This window comes from Collinsella sp. TF09-1AT (assembly GCF_003436895.1).
In the GTDB taxonomy this organism is placed as follows: domain Bacteria; phylum Actinomycetota; class Coriobacteriia; order Coriobacteriales; family Coriobacteriaceae; genus Collinsella.
Genome location: NZ_QSRC01000003.1, coordinates 157,671 through 177,653 on the forward strand (window position 1 = coordinate 157,671; position 19,983 = coordinate 177,653).

At 59.0% G+C, this 19,983-nt stretch carries 17 protein-coding genes; 14 read left to right on the forward strand and 3 right to left on the reverse strand.

The annotated features are described in order from the left end of the window. The first annotated feature begins 227 nt into the window (after positions 1-227). Complete coding sequence (locus DXC90_RS03860) at positions 228-659, forward strand: Hsp20/alpha crystallin family protein (RefSeq protein WP_055251783.1); 432 nt, start codon at positions 228-230, stop codon at positions 657-659. An 81-nt stretch (positions 660-740) separates the two neighbouring features. On the opposite strand, the gene DXC90_RS03865 is transcribed toward DXC90_RS03860, so the two are convergent. Continuing rightward, positions 741-1,550 (reverse strand): MBL fold metallo-hydrolase, encoded by an 810-nt coding sequence (locus DXC90_RS03865; protein WP_117734836.1) that lies wholly within the window; start codon positions 1,548-1,550, stop codon positions 741-743. A gap of 48 nt (positions 1,551-1,598) precedes the next feature. Here DXC90_RS03865 and tilS point away from each other — a divergent pair, with 48 nt between their 5' ends. The 5 genes from tilS (at position 1,599) to DXC90_RS03890 (ending at position 8,346) form a co-directional block, all read left to right on the forward strand. Next, complete coding sequence (gene tilS / locus DXC90_RS03870; protein ID WP_199406605.1) at positions 1,599-3,140, forward strand: tRNA lysidine(34) synthetase TilS; 1,542 nt, start codon at positions 1,599-1,601, stop codon at positions 3,138-3,140. Positions 3,141-3,287: 147 nt separating this feature from the next. Continuing rightward, complete coding sequence (hpt, locus tag DXC90_RS03875) at positions 3,288-3,836, forward strand: hypoxanthine phosphoribosyltransferase (RefSeq protein ID WP_117734837.1); 549 nt, start codon at positions 3,288-3,290, stop codon at positions 3,834-3,836. Between the two features lies 1 nt (position 3,837). Further along, positions 3,838-5,985 carry an ATP-dependent zinc metalloprotease FtsH gene (gene ftsH / locus DXC90_RS03880; protein WP_117734838.1) on the forward strand — a complete coding sequence of 716 codons (2,148 nt, stop codon included), beginning with the start codon at positions 3,838-3,840 and terminating at the stop codon, positions 5,983-5,985. A 189-nt stretch (positions 5,986-6,174) separates the two neighbouring features. Then, positions 6,175-7,359, forward strand: a complete 1,185-nt coding sequence (locus DXC90_RS03885; RefSeq protein ID WP_117734839.1) for a pyridoxal phosphate-dependent aminotransferase — start codon at positions 6,175-6,177, stop codon at positions 7,357-7,359. A gap of 165 nt (positions 7,360-7,524) precedes the next feature. After that, complete coding sequence (locus tag DXC90_RS03890; protein ID WP_117734840.1) at positions 7,525-8,346, forward strand: phosphatase; 822 nt, start codon at positions 7,525-7,527, stop codon at positions 8,344-8,346. 100 nt (positions 8,347-8,446) lie between these two features. Here the strand turns inward: DXC90_RS03890 and rlmD are convergent, their stop codons facing one another. Beyond that, on the reverse strand, positions 8,447-9,895 hold the full coding sequence (rlmD, locus tag DXC90_RS03895; RefSeq protein WP_117734841.1) for a 23S rRNA (uracil(1939)-C(5))-methyltransferase RlmD: 1,449 nt from the start codon (positions 9,893-9,895) through the stop codon (positions 8,447-8,449). 337 nt (positions 9,896-10,232) lie between these two features. Between rlmD and DXC90_RS03900 the strand changes: the two genes are divergently transcribed. The 4 genes from DXC90_RS03900 (at position 10,233) to DXC90_RS03915 (ending at position 15,034) form a co-directional block, all read left to right on the forward strand. Next, positions 10,233-11,093 carry a transporter substrate-binding domain-containing protein gene (locus DXC90_RS03900; protein ID WP_117734842.1) on the forward strand — a complete coding sequence of 287 codons (861 nt, stop codon included), beginning with the start codon at positions 10,233-10,235 and terminating at the stop codon, positions 11,091-11,093. A gap of 146 nt (positions 11,094-11,239) precedes the next feature. Further along, positions 11,240-11,893, forward strand: a complete 654-nt coding sequence (locus DXC90_RS03905) for an amino acid ABC transporter permease (RefSeq protein WP_233502140.1) — start codon at positions 11,240-11,242, stop codon at positions 11,891-11,893. Beyond that, positions 11,886-12,650, forward strand: coding sequence for an amino acid ABC transporter ATP-binding protein (locus tag DXC90_RS03910; protein ID WP_117734844.1), 765 nt, complete (start codon positions 11,886-11,888; stop codon positions 12,648-12,650). The genes DXC90_RS03905 and DXC90_RS03910 overlap by 8 nt, the downstream gene beginning before the upstream one ends. 308 nt (positions 12,651-12,958) lie before the next feature. Continuing rightward, on the forward strand, positions 12,959-15,034 hold the full coding sequence (locus DXC90_RS03915) for a translation factor GTPase family protein (RefSeq protein WP_117734845.1): 2,076 nt from the start codon (positions 12,959-12,961) through the stop codon (positions 15,032-15,034). A gap of 114 nt (positions 15,035-15,148) precedes the next feature. Here DXC90_RS03915 and DXC90_RS03920 read toward each other — a convergent pair whose 3' ends face one another. Continuing rightward, positions 15,149-16,126 carry a DNA/RNA non-specific endonuclease gene (locus DXC90_RS03920; RefSeq protein WP_117734846.1) on the reverse strand — a complete coding sequence of 326 codons (978 nt, stop codon included), beginning with the start codon at positions 16,124-16,126 and terminating at the stop codon, positions 15,149-15,151. 756 nt (positions 16,127-16,882) lie between these two features. Here DXC90_RS03920 and DXC90_RS03930 point away from each other — a divergent pair. From DXC90_RS03930 to DXC90_RS03945, 4 genes are all read left to right on the forward strand, one after another. Further along, on the forward strand, positions 16,883-17,734 hold the full coding sequence (locus DXC90_RS03930) for a class II fructose-bisphosphate aldolase (RefSeq protein WP_117734847.1): 852 nt from the start codon (positions 16,883-16,885) through the stop codon (positions 17,732-17,734). Positions 17,735-17,749: 15 nt separating this feature from the next. Further along, complete coding sequence (locus tag DXC90_RS03935; RefSeq protein WP_117734848.1) at positions 17,750-18,199, forward strand: PTS sugar transporter subunit IIA; 450 nt, start codon at positions 17,750-17,752, stop codon at positions 18,197-18,199. A gap of 89 nt (positions 18,200-18,288) precedes the next feature. Next, complete coding sequence (locus tag DXC90_RS03940; RefSeq protein ID WP_117734930.1) at positions 18,289-18,588, forward strand: PTS sugar transporter subunit IIB; 300 nt, start codon at positions 18,289-18,291, stop codon at positions 18,586-18,588. 54 nt (positions 18,589-18,642) lie between these two features. Further along, positions 18,643-19,950, forward strand: coding sequence for a PTS ascorbate transporter subunit IIC (locus DXC90_RS03945; RefSeq protein ID WP_117734849.1), 1,308 nt, complete (start codon positions 18,643-18,645; stop codon positions 19,948-19,950). Positions 19,951-19,983: the final 33 nt, after the last annotated feature.

A 19,983-nucleotide genomic window follows, 5' to 3' on the forward strand; every position in this document is an offset into this window, starting at 1 on the left:
AGCCGTCTAGTTTTGATGAGATTGCATACATTATTTAAGTCTTAGTTCAAATTCCGCTAATCAGACAAAACCTTAGTCAATAAGACTTAGATATACTTATACTACTAGACTCAAAAAACTTTATAGTCGATGTATATATAAGAAGCGGCTGGGCATATATAAGAGCGTCAAAAGAAGTCCCAGTCACTTAGAAGATGGCTCGGCAGTCCTTAAAAGGAGTGGTAAACATGGCAAGCATGGTTCCTTATCGTTCGGTTTTTGGCGTTCGTCCTTCTGCTAGCTCGCTGTTCGATCTGTTTGATGACATGACCGACCTTGCAAACAACTCGATTGCTTCCAAGGCGTTTCCCGTTGATGTCGAGGACAAGGGCGATGGTTATGAGGTCAAGGCGTATCTGACCGGCGTGGCTAAGGATGACATCGATGTTGAGCTTAATGAAGGCCGTCTGTCCATTAGCGTGAACGTTGTGGAGGACGAGGAGAACGAGGGCAAGAACTTCCTGCAGAAGGAGTTCAGCTCGTACAGCGCGACGCGTGGCGTGTATCTCAAGGACGCTTCGAGCGAGGGCCTCTCGGCTAAGTATGCTGACGGCATCCTGACCGTAACGGTTCCCAAGATCGTCGAGAAGAAGAACGTTACGAAGATCTCCATCGACTAACTTCGTTGGTGCTCCGCGCTATTAAAAGACAACAAAAGGGGCTGGGAAGCGATTCCCGGCCCTTTTTGCTGTCTGGGACGACTATTGAATGGTTGCTGGTCGATGCTGGCTTGCGGGGCGTATCGAGAGTTTTCGCGATCCTTGGAGAAGGGTGGCGGAACTGCCGACCTCGTCATCCAGGGTTGCGGCTAGAGCTTTGGCATAGCTTTTGACGGTAAGGCTCGGGCGATTGTTATCTTGGCTGATATGCATCGCAATGAGCTGTTCGGTGCGATCGGTGACGAGCCCACGCGCTGCGCCGGCGGCTTGGTCGTTAGAGAGATGGCCTTTTGCAGATAAAATTCGATCTTGGAGGAAGCGGGGGTAATCTCCTTGGCGCAGCATGGCCACATCGTGGTTGCTCTCGAGTGCAAGAACTCGGCAGTCTTCGAGGGTGTCTATAGCTTGTTTGGTTAGCTCTCCGGTGTCGGTGGCAAAGCCAATGGAGTCATCGAAAGTGTCGAATCGATAACCGACAGGATTGATGACATCATGCGATGTTGGGTAGGTTCGTACGCGGATGCCGGCAATGGAAAGCGTGTCGCCGGGGTCAAATTCCTCTACGGGTAGATGTGCGAGGGTTTCTTTGCACGAAAGCGTGCCCCTGCTGGCAAAGAGGGGACCATGCCAGTGCTTGCACCATACATCGAGCCCTTTGATGTGGTCGGTGTGCTCATGGGTAATTACAAGCGCGGCAACGTCGTCTGCCGAGAGGCCGAGCTCCGCCATGCGTTTAAGTGTCTCGCGGCGGGACAGGCCATCATCGATCATGATGAGACCTTGCGGCCCCTCGATGAGCGCGCAGTTGCCTTTTGAGCCGCTGCCGAGGATATGAAGGTGCAGGCGAGACATAAGATTCCAAAGGATACAATGGGTGCGGACGAATAGAGGAGGAAGCGAATGCCAACGGTATCTCAGCACTATGGACATCATGCTGCGTCGAGGGCGGATGATTACGCCCTGGCGACGCGGCAGACGGCTGCTCCTGTGGTGCTCATGGTATCAGGTGGTGCGGACTCGACGGCCTTGCTTCTTATGGCATGCACATCAAAGTTGGATATCATGGACGGGCGCGGCGTCGCTTCCATTGCGCGCGAGCGTCTGCACGTACTGCATGTAAATCATCACCTGCGTGGTGAGGCGTCCGATGGCGACGAGGCCTTTGTGCGCGAGCTCTGCGCGCAATATGGCTTGCCGCTGTGTGTTGAGCATGCCTATTTTGATGATGAATCGGGCAATATCGAGGCGGCTGCCCGCGAGGTACGCTATGCCGCGGCACGGAGATACGTTCGTGAGCTCTGCGCCCAGACGGGCGCACCGCGGACGGCGGCCCGCATCTGTACGGCGCACACCTCATCGGACCGCGCGGAAACGTTTTTGATGAATGCGATTAAGGGGTCGGGGCCCGCTGGTCTATCGAGCATTCCACGCCGTCGGAACATCGTGGTACGCCCCTTGCTCGACCTCACGCATGATGAGCTCGTGAACTATCTGCAGGTGCATGGCCAGCTGTGGCGGGAGGATGAGAGCAACGAGGACGTTTCGTACCTGCGCAACTATGTGCGCCACCGGGTGATGCCGGTGGTGGCACAGCGCAACGCGAACGTCTGCAAGACGATTGGTGCCGCTTGCGAGATCCTGGGCGACGAGGATGCGTTTTTGTCTCAGCTTTCGGCTCAGGCGTTTCGAAGCTGCCTGCGCAAGGAAGTGGCGGGTGCGCTGGTCCTCGACGCGCGCCGCCTTGCCGCGGCCGAGGTGGTGATTGCCCGGCGCATCGTACGACTGGCAATTAAGCGCATCGACCCCGATGCTCGGCCGGAGATGCGGCATGTGGAGCGCGTGCTCGCCTGTGTTGCCGAGGGTGCGGGCTCGGTCACACTCCCGGCGGGAATTGATGCGCGCGTGGAGTTTGGAATGCTGGCACTCAAGGCCCCGGTGGCGCGCGAGGGCTTAGTTGCCGACTGGATCTCCGTTCCCGGGCGCCTGTCTTTGGGGGCGGGGCGTATGCTGGTGGCCGAGCCGATGGCCGTTGAGCCGGGATACGATGTCGTGCATCGAGCCCGCGAGCTTGTGGCTGCCGGAGAGGTGGCCGCTATCGTGGATGCGGCGGCCTTGGGCTTTGCCGACCGCGATAGCGATCGGATGCTCGCTGGCTCGTGCGGAGAGATTCCCGCTGAGGCTCGATCGGCGCGCTTGTGGGTGGATAACCCTGTGCCGGGGGATGTGATGTGCCCGCTGGGAATGAGTGGTCGAAGCAAGAAAGTGTCCGACCTGCTCAACGAGGCGCGCATTCCCGTTTCCGAACGCTCTGGCGTGCCCGTGGTAAGAACGGCTCCGGGGGGAGCCGTGGTGTGGGTTGCGGGCGTTCGGGCCGACGAGCGTTTTAAATGCACGGCCGCAACGCGCGTGGCATATCTGCTCCGCGTAGTCGATGCGGAATAGCGCCTTGCGCCTACTATTCTGTGCGACGTTGACGGTATTCCCGCGCTGATGGCGCACGGGCTGGTAAATATACCCCGTGCGCTGCTAGAATGTGTAGTTCGCGTCCATACGGCGGTGTGTGGGCGATAAGCACAAGAAAGGGTTGTCATGGCTTCTCAACATCCGGATATCGAGAAGGTTCTGTTTACGCAGGAGGATATCGACGGTATCGTTTCTCGCCTAGGCGAGCAGATTACTCGCGACTACGTGGGTAAGGATCTGGTGCTGATCGCGGTCCTACGCGGCGCCGTGGTCTTTATGGGCGACCTGATGCGCAAGATCGAGCTGCCGACCAACATCGATTTCATGGCTGTTTCGAGCTACGGCGACGGCGTGAAGTCCTCCGGCATCGTGCGTATCATCAAGGACCTGGATATCGACATCCGTGGCCGCGACGTGCTGATCGTCGAGGACATTCTGGACTCGGGCCTGACGCTCAAGTATCTGATGAAGAACCTCGAGAGCCGCAAGCCCGCTTCTCTGGAGGTCGCCGCCTTCCTGTGGAAGGACGTTGAGGACCGTGCCTCGGCCGTCACGCCCAAGTATGTTGGAACCCATTGCCCCGATGCCTTTGTGGTGGGCTACGGCCTCGACTATGCCGAGCGCTATCGTAACCTTCCGTATCTGGGCATTTTGAAACCGGAGGTTTATTCGTAAGATGCCCGACGACCGTAACGATAACAATTCCCAGACTCCCCGGGAGCCTAAGATCCCGGGGATGCCCGGAGGCAAGAAGCCCACGCGTACGGGCTGGCTGTATTTTATTTTGGCTTGCGCGCTTCTGGGCTACGCCTTCTTTAACATGGGCTCCGGCTTTGCCAATTCCAGCAATACCGTAAAGCTCGCGACGAGCGAGATGGTCAACGCCATTAAGCAGGATCGCGTCGAAGATTTGACCTATACGGTTCAAGACGGAAGCGTGGCGGGTCATTACTGGAAGACAAAAAAGGACAAGGGCGACACGAGCGAGCTCAAGAGCTTCTCCTCGACCTATGTCGGCTCCGATTCTCTTGCCGAGCTTATGGCGGAGCACCCCGATACCAAGTACATCGTCAACACCAATGACCCCGATTTTTGGGGCGACCTGGCGATGAGCGCGCTGCCGACGATCGCCCTGATCGCCATCATGTTCTACTTTATGCGCCAGATGATGGGCGCCAACAACAGGAACATGCAGTTTGGCAAGACCAACGCCAAGACCAACGAGGCAACGCGCCCCAAGGTCAAGTTTGAGGATGTTGCCGGTGTGGACGAGGCGGTCGAGGAGCTCGAGGAGATTCGCGACTTTTTGAGCGATCCGGATCGCTATCGAAAGCTGGGCGCCAAGATTCCGCGCGGCGTGTTGCTGGTTGGCCCTCCGGGTACTGGTAAGACCCTGCTGGCCAAGGCCGTTGCCGGCGAGGCGGGCGTGCCGTTCTTTAGCATCTCGGGTTCCGACTTTGTCGAGATGTTCGTGGGCGTCGGCGCCAGCCGCGTGCGCGACCTCTTTAAGGAGGCCAAGTCCCAGGCCCCGTCGATCATCTTCATCGATGAGATCGATGCCGTGGGACGTCAGCGCGGAGCCGGCTTGGGCGGCGGTCACGACGAGCGCGAGCAGACGCTCAACCAGCTGCTGGTCGAGATGGACGGTTTTGAGGAGAGCGAGTCGGTCATCCTGATCGCCGCCACCAACCGCCCCGACATTCTGGATCCGGCGCTGCTGCGTCCCGGTCGTTTTGACCGTCAGGTCACGGTCGACCGTCCGGATGTGAAGGGCCGCGAGCAGATCTTGCGCGTGCATGCCGAGAACAAGCCGATGGACGAGGACGTGAAGTTTGAGAAACTCGCCCAGATGACCGTTGGCTTTACCGGTGCCGATCTGGCAAATCTGCTCAACGAGTCTGCGCTGCTGGCTGCCCGCCGCCATCGTTCCGTGATCTCGATGGACGAGGTCGAGGAATCGATGGAGCGCGTGATTGCCGGTCCGCAGCGCAAGGGTCGCGTGATGACCGAGGCCGAGCGCACCACGATCGCCTACCACGAGAGCGGTCACGCCCTGGTTGGTCACATCCTGGAGCACTCCGATCCGGTCCACAAAATCTCGATTGTCAGTCGCGGCCAGGCCCTGGGCTACACGCTGCAGCTTCCGCAGGAGGACCACTTCCTCAAGACCAAGAACGAGATGCTCGACGAGCTTGCCGTGTTCTTGGGCGGTCGCGTTGCCGAGGAGCTCATGTGCGACGACATCACGTCGGGCGCGAGCAACGATCTGGAGCGCGCGACCAAGATGGCGCGCGAGATGGTCACGCGTCTGGGCATGAGCGAGGAGCTGGGCACGCAGGTGTTTGGCGAGGCGCAGCATCAGGTGTTCCTGGGCCGCGATTACGCCGATCACCAGGATTACTCCGAGGAGACGGCGCGTCGCATCGACATTGAGGTCCAGCGCATTATGCGTGAGGCCCATCGTCGTGCGGTCGAGATTTTGGATGCTCGTCGCGATCAGCTTGACCTGATGGCGAAGGTGCTGCTTGAGCGCGAAACCGTCGAAGGCGACGCCGTGAACGCCCTGCTCGACAACGAGTGGGATGCCTACCTTGAGCGCGAGGGCGATATCCTGGCAGCCAAGGAGGAGCGCAATGCCAAGGCGGCCGGCATGCCGACCAAGAAGCGTGCGCCTCGTATGAGCGAGGAGGAGCTGGCGGCCGATGCCGCGGCATTTGCGCAGGCGGCCATGCAGGAGGATGCCGACGTCGCATCTGAGGATGCTGACGATGTCGAGACTGCTGACGCAAAGAAGGCCGACGGCAATACTGACGTCGACGAGTAATCTTTGTCACAAAAGCCTCCGCGGGGAAACCTATGGAGGCTTTTTCTTTTGAGCGATATGGAGCCATCTGTTGATTGGGGACAGACTTAAATGAGCGTTTTCACGCATTTAAGTCTGTCCCCAATCAACATTGCTGCGGCACTTTGCTCGGCTAAAGCGTACAATAGCGCCTATGCGAAAGGGGAACAGATGATCAACGATATTATGTATGCGCGCGGTGCGGAGAGCTCCATCATCCGCGAGATCTTTAGCTACGGCCTTGAGCGCAAGGCACAGATCGGCGCGGAAAACGTGTTCGATTTCTCACTGGGTAACCCGAGCGTTCCGGCACCTGCCGCCGTGGCTGAGTCCATTAAGAAGGCCTTGGAGCTGCCGAGCGACCAGCTGCATGGATACACGCCTGCACCGGGTCTGCCGCAGTGCCGTACCGCCGTGGCCGAATCGCTCAACCGCCGCTTTGGCACGAGCTATGAGGGCAAGGATGTCTTTATGACGGTGGGTGCGGCGGCTTCGCTCACCTGTACGCTCAACGCGATTACCAATCCGGGCGACGAGGTCATCGTTATCGCTCCGTACTTTCCGGAGTATCGCGTGTGGATTGAGAAGGCCGGCTGTACGTGTGTCGAGGCGCTCGCCGATGAAGATACGTTCCAGCTGAGCGTGGATAACGTGCTCAAGGCGATTACCGATAAGACGGCTGCCGTCATTATCGACTCACCCAACAACCCGACCGGCGCTGTGTATACGCGCGATACCTTGACGCGCCTGGCTAAAGTTTTGTGCGAGGTCAACGCCAAGCGCGATCCCGAGAATCCGATCATGCTGATCTCGGACGAACCGTATCGCGAGATTGTATACGGCGCCGAGGTGCCTTGGGTACCCTCGATTTACGAGCACACCGTCGTGTGCTATTCGTACTCCAAGTCGCTGTCGCTGCCGGGCGAGCGCGTGGGGTGGATCCTGGTTCCCAATACGAATCCTCAGGCAGCTCGTCTAATGCCCACCGTTGCCGGTGCCGCCCGTACGCTGGGCTTCGTGTGCGCTCCGGCGCTCTTCCAGCGCGTGATTATCGACTGCATTGATGAACCGAGCGATGTCGAGGCCTATGCGCGCAACCGCACCGCGCTTACCGATGCACTGGCGGAGTACGGCTACACCTATGTTGAGCCGAATGGCGCGTTCTACCTATGGGTGAAGGCGCTGGAGCCCGATGCGAACGCTTTTTGTGAGCGCGCGAAGAAGTATGAGCTGCTTGCGGTTCCCTCGGACAGCTTTGGCATGCCGGGCTGGTTCCGCTTGGGCTACTGCGTGAGCTACGAGACCATCGTCAATTCGTTGCCTGCCTGGAAGCAACTGGCCGACGAATATCTTTGAAAGTAAAGCGCTCTGCTTACAATGTTTTACGTGAAACGGGGTTTGGTTTTAAGCCAGACCCCGTTGTCTATGCCGTTGTGTGATTGGGATGAAGCAGTTTTACGACTATCGAAGGCTATGCGTACAATGAATATACGCGACGGCCATGCCGGATAAGGAGATCCGATGCCCTACCTGCTTTCTTGTGATATCCATACTCATACGATGTTCTCTGCGCATGCATATTCGACCATTGAGGAGAATGTGTACTGGGCGGCAGAGCGTGGCCTGCAGGTGCTCGGATCTGCCGACCATCTGAGCTCTATGGTTTCGCCTTGCCCCAATGACCTGCGTAGCTACCAGTTCTTTATCAACCAGGATGTCTGGCCTCGCATTTGGAGTGGCGTGCTGGTGTTGCGCGGTGCCGAGGCCGATATCGTTTCGCTGGACGGAAGCCTGTTTGGCGAGGACACTCCTGTCACGCTCGATATTGCCGGCGATCCGTTCAGCCGCCAGCATTCGCTGTTCGATTTGGTTACGCGCAATTTGGATTATTTGGTGGCAAGCGTGCATAATTCACAGATTGCTGAAGGCGCGACGCTGGCCCAGACGACCGAGATGTATATCAATGCCCTGGAGCACCCCAAGGTGTTCATGCTGGGCCACACGGGTCGCGCCGGTGTTCCCTTTGATATCGATGAGGTGCTGTTGGCGGCCAAGGCCAAGCACAAGATTATCGAGATTAACAACCATAGTCTTGAACATGGTACCGATGCCGAGCATTGGGGTGTGTGCCGCAAGATTGCCGAGCGCTGCGCCGAGCTGGGCGTGGGGATTGGCATCTCGACCGACGCGCACATTGGTATGGCGATTGGCAAGCTCGAGCAGGCGCGCAAGATGCTCGACGAGATTCATTTCCCGCTGGACCTGATTGTGACGCGCGATCGCGAGACGCTGCTGCGCGAGATGGCGGCAGCCGGCGTGTGCGACCTGCGCAAGAGCATGTAACGGGCTCATATAGCCAACGAAAGGGGGCGGTCCAGACGGGCCGCCCCCTTTCTTGTGCCGGTAGATTTTAAGGCATGTCCCAAAAATCTACTGGGGTGGGCTAGCGGCGCCCGAGGATCGCTACGGTTTCGGTGTGGTCGGTATGGGGGAACATGTCGACCGGCGTGATCTTGAGCAGGCGATAGCCTCCGTCGAGGAGCTGGTGCAGGTCACGCTCTTGGGTCACGGGGTTGCAGCTGATATAGGTGATGCGGCGCGGCTTGAGTGCGCAGGCGGCTTCGAGGAACTCGGGGGTGGAGCCGGCGCGCGGCGGGTCGATGGAAAGGACGTCGACGCGTTCGTTGTTGTCGGCGGCATCGAGGATGTAGTCGGTGGCGTCGTCGGCCATAAACCAAGCGCTGCGGGTGAGACCGTTGAGCTCGGCATTGCGGCGCGCGTCGGCAATGCCCGCGGGGTTTCGCTCCACACCGAGCAGCATGATGCCAATGCCCTTGTCCTGGGCACCCTTTGCGGCGCAAAGGCCGATGGTGCCGCTGCCGCAATAGGCATCCATAAGCACGTCGCCCTGGCGCAGGTCCATGCCGTCGATGGCGAGCTGGTAGAGCAGCTCGGTCTGTTGCGGGTTGGTCTGATAGAACGCGGTGGGGGAGATGTCGAAGTCGCAGCCGAGCAGCTGGTCGCGCATGCATTCGGCGCCATGCACGATGCGGGTCTCCTCGCCTAGAATGGCGTTGCCGGGGCGTCCGTTGATGTTTTGGGCAACGGTGACGATATGCGGATCGAGTGCGGCGACGGCCTCAAAGAACTCCTGCGCATACGGCAAGTCGCGCTGAGCGGTCACGAGGGTGACCATAATCTGGTCGGTGCGCCAGCCGCAGCGAACGACGGCATAGCGAAGCAGCCCCAGATGCTTGTCTTCGTTAAAGGCGGGAATGTGCAGACGTTCGGCCTCGCGAGCGATACCGTTGAGAATCTGACGAGCACCCGGCGCCTCGACAGGACACTCGGGTACGGCAACGATCTTGTGCGTGCCGCGCTCAAAGAAACCGCAGCGGACAGCGCCCTCCTTACCGGGAGCAAACGGAGTGGCAGCCTTATGACGAAAACCGCGCGGCGCAGGATATTTGCCCGGGTCGCCTAGGGTGACGCCCATACCGCGAATGGGATCGACGGTTATGCCCTCGCGCTCACAGAGCTCAGCAAACAGTTCCTCCATAGCAGCCTGCTTGGCCGCCAACTGCTTCTTATAAGGACGATTGAGCGCCGTGCACCCACCGCAAGCTTTCATGATCGAACAGGGAGACTTGGGGTCCACAGTCTTGCGCGCAGCCGAAGCCGGATCTTTATGCGAGTGCTTGGGGCGAGTCTGAGATGCCTTATCCCCGCCCCGACGAGAGCCAGAACGCTTGGCCTTAGCCTTGCCCTTGGCCGACTTACCCTTCGCATCCTGAGACGCCTTGGATTTCTTAGAAGATTTTTTCTCCCCCGACCCCTCAGCCGCCTCGATCAAAGCACGACGAGCCTTACGCTCCGCACGAGATTCTGCCATGAATTAACCCCACTATTTAATAAAAGAAAAGTCCGAAGCAATTGTACCGTGCATTCAACGTGCCCGTTTGGAGAGGAGGCTATTTAAGGTTCCGAGCACGTTGTCTCCCGGCTGAGTGGCGCCCGGCGCGGAGTTTAATTTGTCGCGAGTTCCGCACGAACAGGAGGCCACTTAATGTGGCCTCCGTCGTGAGCAGGACTGTAGAGCAGCAAACTTAACCCCTGCCCCGGCACCCGGCGGGCAAATCCTCCCTTGTACTCTATCAAGGTAAAGTGTATGATTCTGAACGTTACATGACTCACTTTACTTAACTAAAGTGCCACCAAGGGGGAATACCATGAATACCGATATGTCTCGTCGTCAGTTTGTTGGTCTAGCCGGCTCGCTCGCCACGGTGCTCGGCCTTGGTCTTGTCGGTTGTGGCGGCGGTGCCGGTAAGGGCTCTGTTGCCGGCTCTGCCGCGGCCAAGGATACGAAGGGTGCCGCGGAGTCCAAGAAGCTCGTGGTGGGCTTTGATAAGTCCTATCCTCCGTACGGCTTTGTGGGCGACGACGGCGAGTACACCGGCTTTGATCTCGATCTGGCCAAGGCTGTTGCCGATAAGCAGGGCTGGGAGGTCAAATACGAGGCCATCGACTGGGATGCCAAGGATACGCTGCTCAACTCGGGTGCCATCAACTGCATCTGGAACGGCTTTACCATGGAGGGCCGCGAGGACGACTACACGTTCTCCGAGCCGTACATGCTCAACGAGCAGGTGCTGGTGGTCAAGAAGGATGCGGGCATCAAGAGCTGGGACGATCTTGCCGGCAAGACCGTGATCACCCAGACCGATTCCGCTGCGCAGGATGTGCTCGAGGGCGACCAGAAGGATCTGGCCGCGACGTTTGCCACGCTCGATACCATCGGTGAGTACAACACGGCGTTTATGCAGCTCGAGAGCGGCGCGGTCGATGCCGTGGCTTGCGACCTTTCGATTGCCCAGTATCAGCTCGCCGCCAAGCCCGATGCCTATACGCAGCTCGACAAGCCGCTGTCCAGCGAGCACTACGCCGTTGGCTTTAAGAAGGGCGACACCAAGTCGGCCGATGCTGTAACCGAGTCGCTCATGGCGCTCTACGAGGACGGCACGGTTAAGGACCTCTGCGACAAGTATGCAGATTACGGTCTTTCCTTCGATAATTGGGTGCTCAAATAACGGCTTTCCCAGGAACCCGATCTTGCCGCTCAAACCCTCCTCGCGTACCAAAGTACGCTTCGTCGGGCTTGTCGCTCGCAATCTTGGGCACTGCGCCTATTTGAGAATAAGATCCGCTGTTCTGCTGTTGCGAAAGAGAGGGTAGGTTGTCTATCCAAGTCATGATGCAGATGCTTGGCCAGGGATTCTTGGTCAGCTTGCAGCTGTTTGTGCTGACGCTGCTCGGGTCGATTCCACTGGGAATCCCCGTGGCGTTTATGCGCATGAGCAAAATCGCGTCGCTTCGCTGGATTGCGCGCATCTACATTTCGGTCATGCGTGGCACGCCGCTCATGCTGCAGATGTTTGCCATCTACTTTGCCCCGTACTACGTGTTTGGCATCTCGCTCACACCCGATTCCAAATGGACGGCGTGCGTTGTGGCGTTCATCATCAACTACGCCGGCTACTTTGCCGAGATCTATCGATCGGGCCTGCAGTCCATTCCGCGCGGTCAATACGAGGCTGCCGAGGTGCTGGGCTATTCGCGCCTGCAGACGTTTTTGTACATTGTGATGCCGCAGGTCGCTAAGCGCATTTTGCCGGCGATGGGCAACGAGATTATCACGCTGGTCAAGGATACGTCGCTGGCATTTGCCATTGGCGTGGGCGAGATGTTCTCGACGGCCAAGGCGCTGGTTGCCTCGCAAGTGAACATGGTGCCGTTTGCAATCGCGGCGCTGATCTACTGGGTCTTTAACTTTGTGGTCGAGATGCTGCTGGGCGCCGCCGAAAAGAAGCTGGACTATTACCATGACTAACTCAGTGATGAAGATCGAAAGCGCGCGCAAGGCGTTTGGCGGCAATGAGGTTCTCAAGGATATCTCGCTTGAGGTGAAGCGTGGCGAGGTCGTGGCGATTATCGGGCCTTCGGGTGGCGGCAAGTCCACGCTGCTGCGTTGCGCCACACTGCTCGAGACGCTCGACGGAGGCTCGCTCTCGTTTGGCGGCCTTGCCGTCGCGACGGATGCGGGTTCGGGCGCGGTGTATGCGAAGGGCGATGTGCCCAAGCAGGCGCGCTCGCGATTCGGCCTGGTGTTCCAGAACTACAATCTGTTTCCGCACTATACGGTGATGAAAAACATCACCGACGCGCCGATCCGCGTGCTTAAGCGCCCGCGCGAGCAGGCGGAAGCTCGTGCGCACGAGCTGATTGCTCAGATGGGGCTTGTGGGCAACGAGAACAAGGTGCCGTGCGAGCTTTCGGGCGGCCAGCAGCAGCGCGTGAGTATTGCCCGCGCCCTGGCGCTTGACCCGGAAATCTTGTTCTTTGATGAGCCGACCTCGGCGCTCGATCCAGAGCTGACGGCCGAGGTGCTGCGTGTCATTAAAGACCTTGCGGCGCAGAACATGACGATGGTGATCGTGACCCACGCGATGCAGTTTGCGCGCGATGTTGCCGACCGCGTGGTCTTTATGGACGGCGGTCGTATTGTCGAGGAAGGTCCTGCCGAGCAGGTCATCGACCATCCACGCGAGCAGCGTACCCGCGAGTTCTTGAGCCGTATCGAGGGGTAGGATCAGCTATTTACTCAACTTTTTAATTGAGGCGAAGCCGCCAGGTCTTACGGCCTGCGGCGGCTTTTATTTGTATCGATGGGGTTTAATAATCGCCTCGCACGTTTGCTCTGGCCTCTCGCCGTCTGTATTCATACGTGCGCCGAAAGGTGTGCATGGACAGGCGGATGCAAGGGTAGGGTGGTGGCATAGGACATTTGGAGGGTGAGTCGGCTCGGCTGCCGACCATGCTGCTCCCGGGACGGCACCGACCGCGAACTCTCCCCGTTGGCGTCGCGCATTGCGCGCGGCCCTGCAAGGAGGTCATCATGGGTGCTCCCAAGACCGGTAACGTAAGGAACGTGGTGCTCGTAGGCCAAGGTGGGGTGGGCAAGACTTCACTCGCCGAGGCCATGCTCCACCTTTCCGGCAAGACCGCCCGCCTGGGCGGCCACGACGGCACCAAGCCCACGCTCGACTATGACCCCGAAGAGGTCAAGCGTGCATTTTCCATCTCGACGACCATTGCGCCGATCGACTGGAAGGGTGCGCGCATCAACGTGCTCGATGCCCCGTGCTATCCCGATTTTATCGGCGACGCCTATGCCGCGATGAGCGTCTGCGAGACGGCTCTGTTTGTTGTCGACGCCGAGGCCGGCCCGCAGCCTACGACGGTTAAGCTCTGGTATGCCGCCGAGGACCTGCGTCTGGCGCGTGCGGTGTTCGTAAACCGTCTGTCGCGTTCCGAGGCCAGCTTTGCGACCACGATGGACCTGCTGCAGGAGCGCTTTGGTACGCGTCTGGGCGCCGTGACCCTTCCCTGGGGCGAGGGCGAGGACTTTGACGGCATCATCGACCTGGTGCGCATGAAGGCGCGCCATTGCAACGGCGCTGAAGCCGTTGAGTCGGAGATCCCCGAGGAGTATCGTACCCAGGCCGAACAGGCCCACGACCACCTGTGCGAACTCGTTGCCGAGGCCGACGATGAGCTGATGATGAAATACCTGGAAGGCGAGGAGACACTGACGCAGGAAGAGCTTGAGGGCTTGTTGTCCAAGGCGATCGCCGAGCGCATCTTTGTGCCGGTCTTTGCGGGCGATTGCATTAAGGAGCAGGGCGTCAACTCGCTGATGGACGATATTGCCACGTACTTCCCGGCGCCGACGGACTACGGCGAGATGCCGCTTATCGATGGCGATTCGCTCAAGATCTCGAGCGACGATGACCGCCCGGTGGCGTTTGTGTTTAAGACCCTGGCCGATCCGCAGCAGGGTCGCATCAGCTTTATCAAGGTGCTGACGGGTACGCTTGAGCCGGGCCTTGAGCTGGTCAATGCGCGCACGCGCAAGGGCGAGCGTCTGGCTCACCTGTATGTGATGTGCGGCCGCGACATGACCGAGGTCGGGCACGCGTATGCCGGCGATATCATCGTGGCGCCCAAGCTGGCTGCCGAGACGGGCGATACACTCTCGATTACCGGTAAGGTCGAGGCTGCGGCGTTTAAGTTCCCCAACTCGCAGTACCGTATCGCCATCGAAGCCGAGAACCGCGGCGACGAAGAGAAGCTCTACACGTTTATCGAGAAGGCTTGCAAGGCCGATCCGACCATGAGCATCGACCGCGACGAGGAGACCGGCCAGACCATTATCTCGGCGGTGGGCGAGGCACAGGTTTCGGTCCTGCTCAATCGTCTGGAGGACCGCACCAAGGTCGCTGCCAAGAGCGTGCCGATCCGTATCCCGTATCGCGAGACCATCCGCCGCACGGCAAGTGCCCAGGGTCGTCATAAGAAGCAGACTGGTGGTGCCGGTCAGTATGGTGACTGCTGGCTGCGTGTGGAGCCGATGATTACCGCCGACGGTACGAGCGACGGTTATGAGTTTGTGGACGAGGTCGTGGGCGGCCGCATTCCGCGCTCGCTGATCCCTGCCGTGGATAAGGGTGTTCAGGAGACTATGAAGGACGGCATCATCGCCGGCTACCCGCTCACGGGCATTCGCGTGGCTGTGTACGACGGCTCGTATCACAGCGTCGACTCCAACGAGATGGCGTTCCGCGCGGCGGCCCGCATCGGCCTGCGCAAGGCGTGCGCCGATGCCGACCCGGTGGTGCTGGAGCCCATCGAGGAAATCACGGTGACGATCCCCGAGAGCTACGCCGGCGCCGTGATGGGCGACATCTCGGCCTCGCGTGGTCGCGTGACGGGCATGGAGACCGATGAGCGCGGAGACACCGTGGTCATCGCCCAGGCGCCGCTGGCCGAGCTGACGGATTACTCGACGCGCCTGCGCTCTATCACGCGCGGCACGGGCGACTTTACCATGAAGCCCGCGGGCTATGAGCAGGTGCCTTATGACGTTCAGGCCAAGCTGGTCGAGCGCTATGAGGAGGGCCGCGCCAAGTAGCGTGTGACGTTGCCTGTAACATACGTGCCGATGCAAGGGCCGCTCTGGGTGATCCGGAGCGGCCCTTTTTGATCCCCGGTGGGGTTGCAAATCGGTTCTTGTCGTGGCTCGGGGCTAATCCCCCGAGGCCTGGTTGCGGCCGGTGGCGTAGTCGATCTGCACATGCGGCTGCAGGTTGTAGCAGTACACGTGGAAGCACAGTGTCTTGCCGTGGTCCTCGACCGACTGCGCCTCGAGGCGGACACCGCGGCAGACGAGTTCCTCTTCGTTGTACATGGGCGTGACGCGGTAGAGCACGTGGTTGCCCGTGTCGCGGATATAGCCGAGGATCTGCTCTTCGAAGGGCAACATGCCCGTCTCGTTGAGATAGCGCGTGCCGGTCAGGAGATTTTTGCGGTTGGCGTTTTCGCCGCAGAGCGACCAAGCGATAAGGTGGCAACGGTTATAGAGGCTCTGGCTCGGAATAAAGTCGTAGCGCTGCTGGTGCCATCCGGCGGGGTGGATACGCGAGATATCGCCGCGCTTGCCCTGACCGAGCGATTCGGGTCCTATGCAGGCGAGTGCTTTGCGGGTACGGCCCAGGCTGTCGAGCTTTGAGAACCTCTTAAAGCATCCTTCTTCGGTGGCCCGTTCGTATTCATCGAGCGTGAACGACGGTGTGCCGAGCGGATGCGTGCCGTCGGCGCGAAGGGTAACGTAGGGGTTGCCGGCGTAGTCGGGGATGCTGCTGAGATATACGCCGCGGGCGCGGTCGAGATCGGGGTTTTCGACCTCGTCGATGGGGGTGGCGTTCGAAGAGACATCGTCAACGGTGCCGGTCGTGGTGGATTCGGAGCCATCGCCGGTGCTTTGGCCGCCTTCGGAATCCGTGGAGCTTGCCGTTCCCGATTCGAGGCGGGCGACCAAGTCTTCCTCGTCGTCAGTGCGGCTGGGGCTCTCGCTTTGCTTCTCGGCCAGAGCTGACGCCTGCTCATCGCTTTGCGGCGAGAGCAGCTTGGGCGCCCCGTCGAGTGATCCCGTGAACAGCGCAAATCCCAGCACCACGGCGGTGCCGATGGAAAGTACTTGCTTGTAGGCGGACTTGCGCGACATGGGGGCTCCTGGTTAGTCGGTTGCGAATCTACCAGTCTAGCAGGAGCTGGCAGGGGCCGTTCTGCCGAACAAATACTCAAGATTTGGGACAAACGCTACTGATTCATTTGCCCCCATGTTGGGCTTATGGCTAGATTGTGGTGGAACCGAGCCAATTGAGCTTACATTCGAGAATGCGCTGCTCATCGGGCGTGCTGCTGCCATCGAGTAGCGAGAGGAGCATCTCGGCCGCTTCGCGGCGTTTCCCTGTTAAGGCCCGTGCGCCCCAGTTTTTGGCTAAATAGAGAGATGCGCTTTTCCGATGGGGTGGGTTTTGGAAAGCGCGCCCCGCTCCGGTGGCTCATTCCGGGACAGACTTTCCGGTTGGGCTTCAAGTGGAAAGCCTGTCCCATTCCGAGCAACTATTTTGGGACGGACTTTCCGCAAGGGGCTGCATTGGGCGAACTCGGCGCAAGATCATGGCTAGAATTTCGTCGCCGTTTGCGCTCGTTTATCTAAAGCGGACATATCGTTTTGGTTGAGAGCGGCTGACAGACAAGGGCGTCCGCATGGGTTGCGGGCGCCCTATTTTTACGGGTAAACGGTCGGAAAATTCAGGTGAACGGTCAAATCGGAACACATCAAACGAAATATCATACGGACAACCGAATATACGGACGTTTGTGATAACCTAGTTGTCGATCAAGAACGGCGACCGGCACCCCCTGTGCGGTCGCCGCTTGATACATCCAGTGGAGACAACAGGAGGCAAACACTATGTACGTAACCTTGCGCGAAGTCCTGGCAGAGGCCAACCAGCTCAACATGGCCGTTGGTGCTTTCAACACCCATAACCTCGAGATGTGCCCGTCGATTATTCGCGTCGCGGCTCGCCTGCACACCCCCGTGATTATCCAGACCTCCGAGGGCACCGCTAGCTATGTTGGTCATCGCAACCTGGTTGCTGTGTGCAAGTCCATGGCCGAGGAGTACGACGTCAACGTTGTTCTCCACCTCGACCACGCCAAGAACTTCGACGAGATCCGCAAGGCTCTCGAGGCTGGCTATAGCTCGGTAATGTTTGACGGCTCTGCGCTTCCCTTCAAGGAGAATATCCTTGGCACTAAGCGCATCGTCGAGATGGCTCAGGCCCACGGCGCTTCTGTCGAGGCCGAGCTTGGCACCGTCGGCGGTACCGAGGATGGCGTCGCTGTTGCCGACGCCGATGTGCGCTACACCGATCCCGAGCAGGCTGTCGAGTTCATCGAGAAGACCGGCATCGACGCCCTTGCCGTCGCTATCGGTACCAACCATGGTCAGTACAAGTCCAAGACCAGCATCTCCTTCGATCAGCTCGAGAAGATTCGCGATGCCGTGAACGGCTTCCCCCTGGTCATCCATGGTGGCACCGGTGTTAAGGACGAGGATGTTCGTCACGTCATCGACCTGGGTATCCGCAAGTTCAATGTTGGCACCGATCTGCTCGTCAACTGGAACAAGACCTCCAAGCAGTGCTATGACGAGCTCAAGGAGAACGCCTCCAACCGCAACATGGTTATGCCTGCTCAGAAGGCCGTCGAAGAGGTTGTCGAGCACCGCATCAGCCTGTTCAAGAATATCGTCGCTTAGGGACGAGGCGCACCGATGCAGATTACGGAGATGCTCAAGCGCGAAAACGTTCGCCTTGCCGATTCTGTCGATTCCTGGCAGGACGCGATCAAGCTTGCGATCGCCCCGCTCAGCGAGGGTGGTTACGTCGAGGATCGCTATGCGGATGAGATCATCCGTGCAACAAACGAGATGGGTCCCTACTACGTGCTCACCGAAGACGTTGCGCTGATTCACGGCCGCCCCGAAGACGGCTGCATTAAAGGTCAGCTTGCCGTGACGGTCCTGAAGAAGCCCGTTAAGTTTTCGGAAGACAGCTTTGATGTTCGTCTCTTGGTCGCACTTGCGGCCGAGGATTCTAATTCTCATATCGAGGCCATGCAGGTGCTTGCCGGCATCTTTATGGACGAAGATAAGATCGCGCAAATCGTCGCTTCGGATGACGCCGACGAGATTTATCAGGCATTTACGGGTGCGACGGCGTAAAACAACGCCGCTTGGTGCGGGCGAGTCCATGTATTCGTCCGCAATTAACCCGAGGTGGGGCGCGTGCCCCGAAAGGAAAGGAAATGAACATGGTCAAGATTTTGTGCTGCTGCGGCAATGGTCTTGGAAGCAGCTTTGCCTGCCAGATGGCTATTGAGCAGGTTATGAAGAAGCTCGGGGTCCAGTGCAAGATGGACCACGACAGTGTTTCCAGCGCCGCGGGTGCCTCCAAGGGCTTTGACATGATTGTCGCTGCCGAAAACTTCAAGACGCAGATCGAGAGCTACAACACCGGTCTTCCCTGCGTGTTCCTTAAGCGTCTTGTCGATAAGAAGGAAATCGAGGAGAAGTTGACTCCGGTGCTCAAGGAGATGGGCGTCCTAGAGTAAGGGTCTTTTCACCTAGATTGATAGAAATGTACATGAGAAAAAGGGGTGTACAACATGGCTGTTCTTGAGTTTATTATCAATAACATCCTGACGCAGGCCGCCGTTGTTATCGGTCTCGTCGCCTGCCTGGGCCTTGTGCTTCAGAAGAAGCCGGCCAACGACGTGCTGCTCGGCACGTTTAAGACGATGCTTGGCTTCCTTGTTCTGGCTGCCGGCTCGAGCGTCATGCAGGGGTCTCTTGCCTACTTTGGCGATATGTTCAACTCCGCCTTCGGCTTCAACGGCATGACCGCTGTCGTCGCTTCCATCGAGGGCATTAACGGTCAGGCAATGACCGACCTCGGCCTTGGTTCCGAGATCGCCATCTGCCTCGCTGGCATCTTCGTGGTGAACATCATCCTCGCTCGTTTCACCAAGTTTAAGTATGTGTTCCTGACTGGCCAGGCCCTTCTGTGGGAGTCCACGCTCTGCGTCGTGTTCGCCTTCTTCTGCGGCCTGCGCGGTATCCCCCTGATCGTCGTCAGCTCCATCGTCGGTGGTGCCTTCGCTACCCTCATGCCTGCCTTCGCTCAGCCCGTTGTCCGCAAGATCACCGAGTCCGATGACATTGCCCTGGGTCACTTCTGCACCTTTGGCTATATGTTCACCGCTCTTGTCGCAAGCATCACCAAGAAGCTCGCTGGCGGCAAGGAGTCCAAGTCCACCGAGGATCTCGAGATTCCGCAGTCCCTGTCCTTCCTCCAGGATACCTACGCTGCCGTCGGCCTGGTCATGATCGTTTTCTACCTGGTCGTCGCTGCTTTCGCTGGTCCCGCTGCTGCTGCTGACTACTGCGGCGCCACCAACTTCATGGTCTACGCTTTCCTCCAGGCCATGCAGTTCGTCGTTGGTCTGTACGTCCTGCTCGCCGGCGTCCGCCTGCTGCTCGCCGAGCTCGTCCCCGCCTTCCAGGGCATCTCGATGAAGCTCGTCCCCGATGCGCGCCCCGCTCTGGACTGCCCTGTCCTGTTCACCTATGCCCCTAACGCCGTTATCTTCGGCTTTGTGTTCACCACGCTTGGCTCGCTGATCGGCATGGCTATCACCGGCTTCATGGGCACCCTCGTCATCCCCGGCGTTATGTCCAACTTCTTCGCTGGCGGCACTGCTGGTATCTTCGGTAACGCCATCGACGGTCGTCGCGGCGCCATCATCGGCTGCATCTTCCACGGCATCTTCATCATGATCCTGCCTGCGCTCCTGTCCCCGATGCTCGCTCAGATTGGCTTCGTGAACATGACCTGCACCGACGTCGACACCGTCGTCACCGGCTTCTTCTTCATGGCCATCAAGTCCATCCTCAGCGTCTTTGGTATCGCATAAGGATTCTTGTAGCGCCTGACGAAGGTCCAAGTC